Annotated in this window: 6 protein-coding genes and 1 pseudogene; all 7 read left to right on the forward strand. The window is 54.9% G+C overall.

The genetic code is table 11. The annotated features are described in order from the left end of the window. The first annotated feature begins 190 nt into the window (after positions 1–190). Positions 191–1,084 (forward strand): phage capsid protein, encoded by an 894-nt coding sequence (locus tag CAPSK01_RS20200; protein WP_034931128.1) that lies wholly within the window; start codon positions 191–193, stop codon positions 1,082–1,084. A gap of 25 nt (positions 1,085–1,109) precedes the next feature. Then, complete coding sequence (locus CAPSK01_RS20205; protein WP_034931130.1) at positions 1,110–1,571, forward strand: hypothetical protein; 462 nt, start codon at positions 1,110–1,112, stop codon at positions 1,569–1,571. A gap of 69 nt (positions 1,572–1,640) precedes the next feature. Further along, the gene (locus CAPSK01_RS20210) at positions 1,641–2,195 is read left to right on the forward strand and encodes a hypothetical protein (protein ID WP_034931132.1); all 555 of its coding nucleotides are present in this window, start codon (positions 1,641–1,643) and stop codon (positions 2,193–2,195) included. Then, positions 2,195–4,207 (forward strand): hypothetical protein, encoded by a 2,013-nt coding sequence (locus tag CAPSK01_RS20215; protein ID WP_034931134.1) that lies wholly within the window; start codon positions 2,195–2,197, stop codon positions 4,205–4,207. Before CAPSK01_RS20210 ends, CAPSK01_RS20215 begins: the two co-directional genes overlap by 1 nt. Before the next feature lie 9 nt (positions 4,208–4,216). Further along, positions 4,217–4,777 carry a hypothetical protein gene (locus CAPSK01_RS24195; RefSeq protein WP_273704187.1) on the forward strand — a complete coding sequence of 187 codons (561 nt, stop codon included), beginning with the start codon at positions 4,217–4,219 and terminating at the stop codon, positions 4,775–4,777. Then, on the forward strand, positions 4,777–7,332 hold the full coding sequence (locus tag CAPSK01_RS24200) for a transglycosylase SLT domain-containing protein (protein ID WP_273704188.1): 2,556 nt from the start codon (positions 4,777–4,779) through the stop codon (positions 7,330–7,332). The genes CAPSK01_RS24195 and CAPSK01_RS24200 overlap by 1 nt, the downstream gene beginning before the upstream one ends. Beyond that, positions 7,332–8,249: pseudogene (locus tag CAPSK01_RS20230) on the forward strand (hypothetical protein); the annotation flags it as partial. The gene CAPSK01_RS24200 and the pseudogene CAPSK01_RS20230, both read left to right, overlap by 1 nt.

Below are 8,249 nucleotides of genomic sequence, written 5' to 3' on the forward strand. Positions count from 1 at the left end.
TCCGAGAACGCCCTGTTTACACGGGGCGTTTTTGTGTTATAATACTAATCATAGACGGGTAGCACGCAAGTGTCCGTATGACTGGGGGGAATAGCCTCCCACCGAACGCAGGTGTTGAATTGCCAGGAGGGTCCGGATTTGCCGGGTAGCTTTCCGAGAATCGTTTAACCACTTTTCATCGGAGGCTATAATGTCCTTCCAAGTTGATGCTGCATATGTTAACCAGTACCGGAACAACGTTTCCATGCTGGTCCAACAGAAGGGTTCGCGTCTGCGCCCCTTCGTCCGTGTCGAACCGCAGAATAGCGAGTTTGAGTTCTACGACCGTATCGGTGCTACCGACGCGGTTGAAATCACCGGTCGTCACCAAGACACCCCGCTGGTTAGCACTCCGCATGATCGCCGGCGCGTCTCCCTGCGTGACTACGACTGGGCTGACCTGATTGACCGTCAGGATAAGCTGAAGATGCTCATCGATCCGACGAGCGCCTACGCGATGAATGCTGTCTTCGCCATGGGCCGCAAGATGGACGACGCCATCATCGGGGCTGCTTTCGACTCTGCGTACAGTGGCAAAACGGGTCAAACCCCCGTGTACTTTCCGAACAGCAATCAGGTTGCGGTGAACTACGTTGAGTCTGGCGCCGCGGCCAACGGCAACCTGACCATCGGCAAGATTCGCCGGGCCAAGGAAATTCTGGATGCGTACGACAACGACCCGGATGAAGCTCGCATTATGACCTGCACGGCCAACAGCCTGCACAGTCTGCTGCGCAACATCGAAATCACGTCACAAGACTACAACGTGGTCAAGGCACTGGTTGAGGGCAAGGTTGACACGTTCATGGGCTTCAAGTTCGTGCGTACGCAACGCCTGCTGACTGACGGTTCTGGCTATCGTCGCCACATCGCCTGGGTGCAGTCGAAGCTCCTCCTGGCCGTGTCGCAAGACCCGATGGTCGACGTCGGTCCGCGCCGTGACAAGCGCAACTCCATGCAGGTATACGTGACCATGGGTATCGGCGCTACGCGTATGGAGGAACAAGGTGTTGTCGAAATCAAGGTCGACGAAGCCGTCCTGTAATCAACAGAACTAAGGAGAATCGAACATGGCAAACAGCAATACGACGCAAGTAGCTGGCATCCTGTCCGTGCCCCCGACTCCCCAAAAGGTTGGGGACATCGGCGGCCGCGTACGTACCCTTCAGGGCAACTTCGCACTGACGGCCCTGCCGGCCGGCGACACCATTTGCATTGGCAAGCTGCCGAAGGGCGCGCGCCTGCTTCCTCAGTCCTGCATCATGGTTACCACGACGCAAGGCACTGCAACCCTGGCAGTTGGCTCGGCTCCCAGCCAAGCTAACGGCCAACTGGGTGGCACCATCACAGCGACAAAGTACGGCTCTGCTCGTGCATACACTACGGCTGCAGACCCGTTGTTCCTCGACCAGGTTGCCAACCTCGGTGTGGAGATCACCGCCGCCTACGGCGAAGACATCTACATTACGATTGGCATCGCTCCGGCGACACCTGGCACGCTCAAGACGTTCCTGCAGTACGTTGTTGACTAATCAGCTGCCGCTGAGCCTTTGCCGTGATGAGCTCCTCCAAAGGGCCATCACGGCCTTTTCGGAGGAGCCATGGCCAGTTCAATCACGGAGATTGCAAATCTTGCGCTAACGTACATCGGAGCTGATCTGATCACTTCGCTGGATGATCCGCAAAAGTCCGCTATTCTCATCAAGCAAAACTGGCCTATCTGCCGGGATGCTGTTCTACGCGCCTACCCATGGAACTGTGCGGTAAAACGCGATGTCCTGGCTCCGCTTGCTGACCAACCCGCATACGGTTGGTCATATTCGTTTCTGCTGCCCCCGGACTGCCTCAGAACCCTTGGACTCGAGTCCGATGAACCCTTCACGATTGAGGGTCGCAAGCTGCAGTGCAATTCCAACGTCATTAAGATCAAGTACATCGCGCGTGTAGAAGATCCGAACGAGTATGACGCGTTGCTGTCTCAGGCCCTTGCGGCCTACTTGGCGCACCTGCTGGCAATGCCCATCGTTCAGTCGAACTCGCTCAAGGAGCAGATGTGGGAGCAATACAAGCTGGCGGTACGTGAAGCCCGTTCTGTTGATGCGCAGGAAAATTCGCTGCAGATGGTTGAAGCCACCGGCTGGCTGGAGTCGCGGTAATGGCCCGCGCATCAATCATCCAGACCAACTTCACCACAGGTGAGATGTCCCCGCGACTGATGTCTCGGGTTGATGTTCAAAAATATCAGAATGGCTGCGAGTTGCTGGAGAACTTCTTGATCATGCCGCATGGCGGTGTGACCAAACGCCCAGGATTCCGATTCATTGCAGCCACAAAAACGACGGCTGATACTTGGCTGATTCCGTTTAAGTTCTCAACAATTCAAGCCTACGTCATCGAGTTTGGTGCAGGCTATTTTCGATTCTTCAAGGACGGCGGCCAGATTCTTAGCGCGGGCGTTCCGTATGAGCTTGCGCACACGTACACGCAAGATCAGTTAGGTAGCGTCAAGTTCGTTCAGTCGGCTGACGTGCTGTTCATGTTCCATCCGCAGGTTAAACCCAAGAAGTTGTCTCGTACAGGGCACACCAGCTGGACGTTCACGGACTTTGAGTTCAAGGACGGTCCGTACATGGATGTTAACTCCGACACGGCAAAGAAACTAGCGGTTAGTGGTACAGCTGTTGGACCGGTCACTATTACAGCCACAGGCCACTCTCCGTTTGCAGCAACTGACGTTGGGCGCCTAGTGCGCATCGGTCCGTCTACGGCCTGGTCATGGGCAGTCATCACATCATTCACGAGCGCTACACAGGTAACAGCTGATCTTAAGGTAGCGGCTTCTTCAACAAGTGCCACGTCTGATTGGCGTCTTGGCGCCTGGTCCGACACCACTGGCTGGCCGTCACTAGCAACATTCTTCGAGGAGCGCTTGTGGTTCGCAAACACCACACAGCAACCGCAGACGGTCTGGGCCACGCGCTCTGGCGACTTCAACAACTTCGCCCCGTCAGACGCGGCAGGCAAGGTGCTGGACGATTCAGGACTCAACTACACGCTGAGCACCGACGACGTGAACTCTATTCGTTGGATGGTTCCAGGAAAAGTCCTGGTGATCCTGACGGATTCAGGCGAGTTTACAGTCTCGGCTAGCTCCCTGTATGAGGCTGTCACGCCAACTAATGTTCGTGTCATTCGTGAAACTGCACGAGGAGCTGCCAATGTTAAGCCTGTACTGGTGGATAAGAATCTGCTCTTCTGGCAGAGGGCACGTCGGAAACTTCGCGAATACTTTTATGATTTTAACGTTGATGGCTTCCGATCTAACGATGCTACGATTCTTTCTGAGCATATTACGTTGGGTGGAATGATCAGTATGGACTATCAGCAAGAGCCGCACTCCATTGTGTGGAGCGCTCGCGCGGATGGTCAACTGATCGGCTTCACGTATAACAAGGAGCAAGAAGTTCTCGGCTGGCACCGCCACATCCTCGGGGGCACCAACGCGCAGGTAAAACACGTAGCGTGTATACCAGGAGCCGATAATGATGAACTCTGGGCTGTTACCACCAGGACCATTGATGGCGGGACCAAGCAGTATATTGAGAGACTAGACCCTGAGTTCTATCCGAGTTCATCCGAGGATAAGGATGGTGCCTTCTTTGTGGATTGTGGCCTCTCTTATAGTGGGACCCCAATAACCCTTGTTTCCGGTCTAGACCATCTCAAAGGGGAAACGGTATCCATCCTCGGTGATGGCTCGGTGCGCGCCCCCAAGGTGGTTAACAGTTCTGGTCAAATCACGCTCGATCGTCCTGCATCCGTTATTCACGTTGGCCTAGCCTATACGGCGAAGTTGCGGTCTATTCGTTACGAGGCCGGTGGTAATGAGGGTACGGCTCAGACAAAAACTGGGCGTGTCCAGCGCCTGGGTTTGCGGCTGCTCAATACGCTAGGGTTGAAGTTCGGTCCGTCTGAGGACAAGCTTCAGGAGATTCAGTTCCGGATGGGCTTTCATAAGATGGATCAGTCTCCGCCGCTGTTTACTGGGGATCAGGTAGTGAATTTCCCAGGGGACTACGATCGTAGCCGTCAAGTTACACTCGTAGCAGATCAACCGTATCCATGCACGATTACTGGCCTAGTACCGTGGATGGTGGTCTACGAATAAGGAGGGCACATGGCCGTCGCTACGTCAACGGCTATGCTAGCCTCTACGGCGGCATCAGCGTTCTCAAACATCTGGGCTGGGCAGCAAGGTAAGGCTGCGGCAGAGTTCAACGCCAAGCAAGCAGAGCTAGACGCCGATCTGGCCAAGCAGCAGGCTGCGTTTGAGGAACGTAATTTCAGAGCGGGTGTTGATCGATTGCTTGGTCAACAACGCGCAGGTTACGCTAAGGCGGGTGTCCAGATGACCGGCTCAGCGCTGGACGTCGCGCAAGATACTACGATGCAGTCTGAAATGGACGCCCTGCTTATTCGCTATAACGGGATAATCAAGTCCAATGGTTATAGAACACAGGCGGCATTGCAGCGCTTGCAGGGGGCCTCAGCTAAAACGCAAGGGTTCATGAGCGCCACAGGATCTATCCTGACAGGTTACGCCCAGTGGAGCAACATGCAGGACCAACTGAAAGCAAATCCTGTATACCAGCCCACGTACACGGGGGCTGGGTTGAAATTGCCGTCAGCTCCGAATCTGGACTACATGGGCGGTGGGCAGGGAGTGAGGATTAAATAATGCCGAAAATCGATACCTATCAAGCGCGAGGATCCCTGCAAGGGGCCGGCAACAATCCGGACATGCGCCCACTGAATACTGCGCAGGGTCTTGCTGATATTGGCCAAGGCCTAGGAGCAGTTGCAAGGGCTTCGCATGAGGCTGACTTGCGTGCAAAGGCCGAGTTTGAGAAGCAGCAGGAGTATGATGCACATCTGTGGTCAATCAACCAGATGACAGACTTCCGTAATCGCATGGTTGCGAAGATGGAGGACGACAAGAACTATGCCCAACCTGGAGCTGAAGGCTTTGCTCTTGCGCAAAATAAGGCCTATGAAGACTCACTCGGCGAGTTGCGTCAGCAGGCTCCCAATACGCGTGCGCAGCAACTGTTTGACGTTCAGGCTCGACAGTTCCAAGATCAGTTTTTCTCGCAAGCTCTTACATTTGAGGCTCAGGAAAAGCAACGCTTCCGTGTACAGACGACTGTTGACTACGCGAAGAAGGAATCTCAGGCCTTGCTGCTGAACCCTGACCTGTATACATCAGTCGTGGTACCGCGTCTTGAGTCCATCAACGCCATGAATGTTCCGCCAAGCATAAAAGACCGCTTGCGTGAGGACGTGTCTTCGCACTTCTCTGAAACTGTCGTGCGGGGCGTCGGCAATAAAAATCCAGGCGAGGCTCTTCGGATGCTTGACGCTGGTGAATTCAACAAGCTGCCTGGGTTCAACCTCTACGGAGATAAGCTTGATCGTCTGCGGTCGCATCTGCTTAGTGCCTCGAATCAGATTCGGTCTGAGGCAGCCACGCAACTACGTATCACACTGGAAGACCACCTGGCAGACTACAGCGTGGGTAAGACCACTGAACCGCTACCGGCCGGCTATAACCTGACGCAGGTAAAGGACTTGCTCGGCCCGGCAGGTTACAAGCGGTATCAGGATCAGGTTGAAGTCATGAGTCGTGAGAAGATCATTGCTCGTGAGATTCGGCATGGGGATCTTACATCCACGGTCGAACGGCTCAAGACTGAACAGGTCTCCCAAAAAGCCCTTGTACCCTACACCGAGACCATTACGAAAGCTTCGCGCGACACAGGCGTTGATGCTGGTGTACTAGCTGCACAGATCATGGCTGAGTCTAACGGTAACCCGAATGCCCGTAATGACAAGACGTCAACTGGGCAGCCGTCACTGGGCATCAGCCAGTTCCAACCCGATACAGCCAAGCAGTACGGGGTCGATACTACCGATCCGCACTCGAGCATTGCTGGCCAAGCTCGTTACATGAAGGACCTGTTGAGCCAGTTCGGTGGGGATTATTCCAAGGCCCTGGCCGCGTACAACTGGGGTCAGGGCCGTGTAGCCAAGGCCGTTGAAAAGTATGGATCTGATTGGATGAGCAACATCCCTTCTGAAACGCAGGCATACGTCAAAAAAGTTTTATCGTCAAGCGCAAATGGAGTGGCCGGGGCAAAAATTGCTGGGGCCACTGCTGACATGCTGCAAGCTGAGGCTAAGCTACGAGCAAGTGATCCAGCCGCAGCCGCTGAACGAAATGCCGTTGAGCTCGATCCAACCAATTATCCCGGGCAACCTATTGCTGCCCGTGTTGCTACTCGTCTTGGTATTCAGCAAAACCAGTTCAAGCTTCCGGAGTTTCAGCAGCGATTGCTTACTAAGGACGAGGCGCAAGGCTATGTGAAGCGCATCAAGGATGCTGGAACCCTCGATGAGGCCCAGCAGATCATGAGCCAAATTCAGCAAGAGTTTGTTGGCCAGAGCCAGACGCCGCAGAACAAGCGGCTGTATGCGAAGTTCATGGGCGAGTTGTACGCCAATGGCCTCGATAAGGGTTACATGTTCCTTGACTTTACCCGGACCCAGGCCTATGGCAACATGTTTGCGCAAGCTCTGAAGTCCAAGTCCGAGGAGGAAGTCACTGCTGGTATGACGCCTGAGCGCATTAAGGAGGTGCGTAATGCCCTGACGTCAAATCAGGAATATCAGCAGTTCTTGCACATGCTGGCGGTGACTGGTGGAACCGCTGGCGGTGAGTATGCGGGCACGTTTGCAAAGACCATGGAACGAGCTGCATTTCTTGCGGCCCGCGATCCTAAGACCTCAGGTAGCGATCTGGTAAAGTCTATGGTCGAGGACCTGGTTAAGAAGCAGATGACCGTCAATGGAACGTACTACGTCCCAACAAGGGATCCGTACACACATCAAGGTTATGATGCCCAGCGCATCGATAAAGTCCTATCGCGGGCGGCTGAATCCTGGAAACTTCCTAGCGGCGAAAGCTTCAAGCCAGTGGTGAAGTCGGCGAATCCGCACCTGTCAGCCGCGTATACGGAAGAATCGATCAAGGACACACGTAATCTGGTCTGGCTCACGAATGAGGACGGCTCTGGCGTCTATCGTGCAGTTAAGGCCAAGGGAGCCCCTGGACTATTCGTACCTGTAATGGACGATAAGGGTCGTCGCTACGAAATCCGTTTTTCTGATACGGACTTCCTCAATGCACTGCTCGATGGGCGGGCAGCAACTGGCAAGGTCACGGGAGCTAAGTAATGGGTACTCTCTTCCTACCAGCGGCGCAAAACGATCAGGAGATGCAGGCCGACTTGCAGTCGCAACTGTCTCCGTCAGTTGGTCGTACGTACAGCCAGGTCTACAACTTTGATGTGCTCGAAGGCTTTACCGGTGCCATGGTAAAGCAGCATGCGCTCAATGACATCGCCAACACCGGTGAAAAACTATCGGTTGATCAACTGCGTAAGGAGTATCCTGACGGGCTTGTGAATTTCGATAGGCCGCTGGCGCGGGCGCAGGCGGAACTGATTCGCGATCGCAAACGCGAAGAGTTGCAACGCCAGGACATCTGGCAGCGCGCCGAGGGTTGGGCAACAGCCTCTGGAGTTACGGCCTCACTAGCTGCGGGAGTTGTTGACCCAGTAGGTACGGCAATTGGTATCGTTGTGGCGCCCGCGAAAGGGATTCAAATGCTTGGTGGCCTACGGGCCATGGCGGCTTCGTCATCGCTGGCCTATAGAGCCCTTGGAACCGCTGGCCTCACAGCCGTGGATGCAGCTATTGGTAACGCTGTACTCGAGCCATATAACCTGTACTCGCACCAGCAGTATTATGCCGATTATACCATGGCCGACTCATTGGCGAACATCGTGTTTGGCGGAGTATTCGGTGGCGCCCTTGGTGGTGGTGCAGTTGTCCTCGGTAGAGGTCTCAGTCACGTTGGCAAGTGGACGCCTGAATGGCTGCGTGGAAAACAAGAGGCGACGCATGAAACGTCCTTACATACCGCCGTTGCCCAGGTGCTTGACGGGCGTCCTGTGCAAGTGGAACCAATTCTGCGGTCCGACCCCAATCTGCGAATGGCAGAAGGTCACCCTGTACAAGCAGCTGAAATGGCGGGCCCGAGGGTAGCCGAGCCAACGATTTCTCCGCGGGGGCAAGACCCTAACGCCCCG

Source organism: Candidatus Accumulibacter vicinus (assembly GCF_000584955.1).
Lineage (GTDB): Bacteria > Pseudomonadota > Gammaproteobacteria > Burkholderiales > Rhodocyclaceae > Accumulibacter > Accumulibacter vicinus.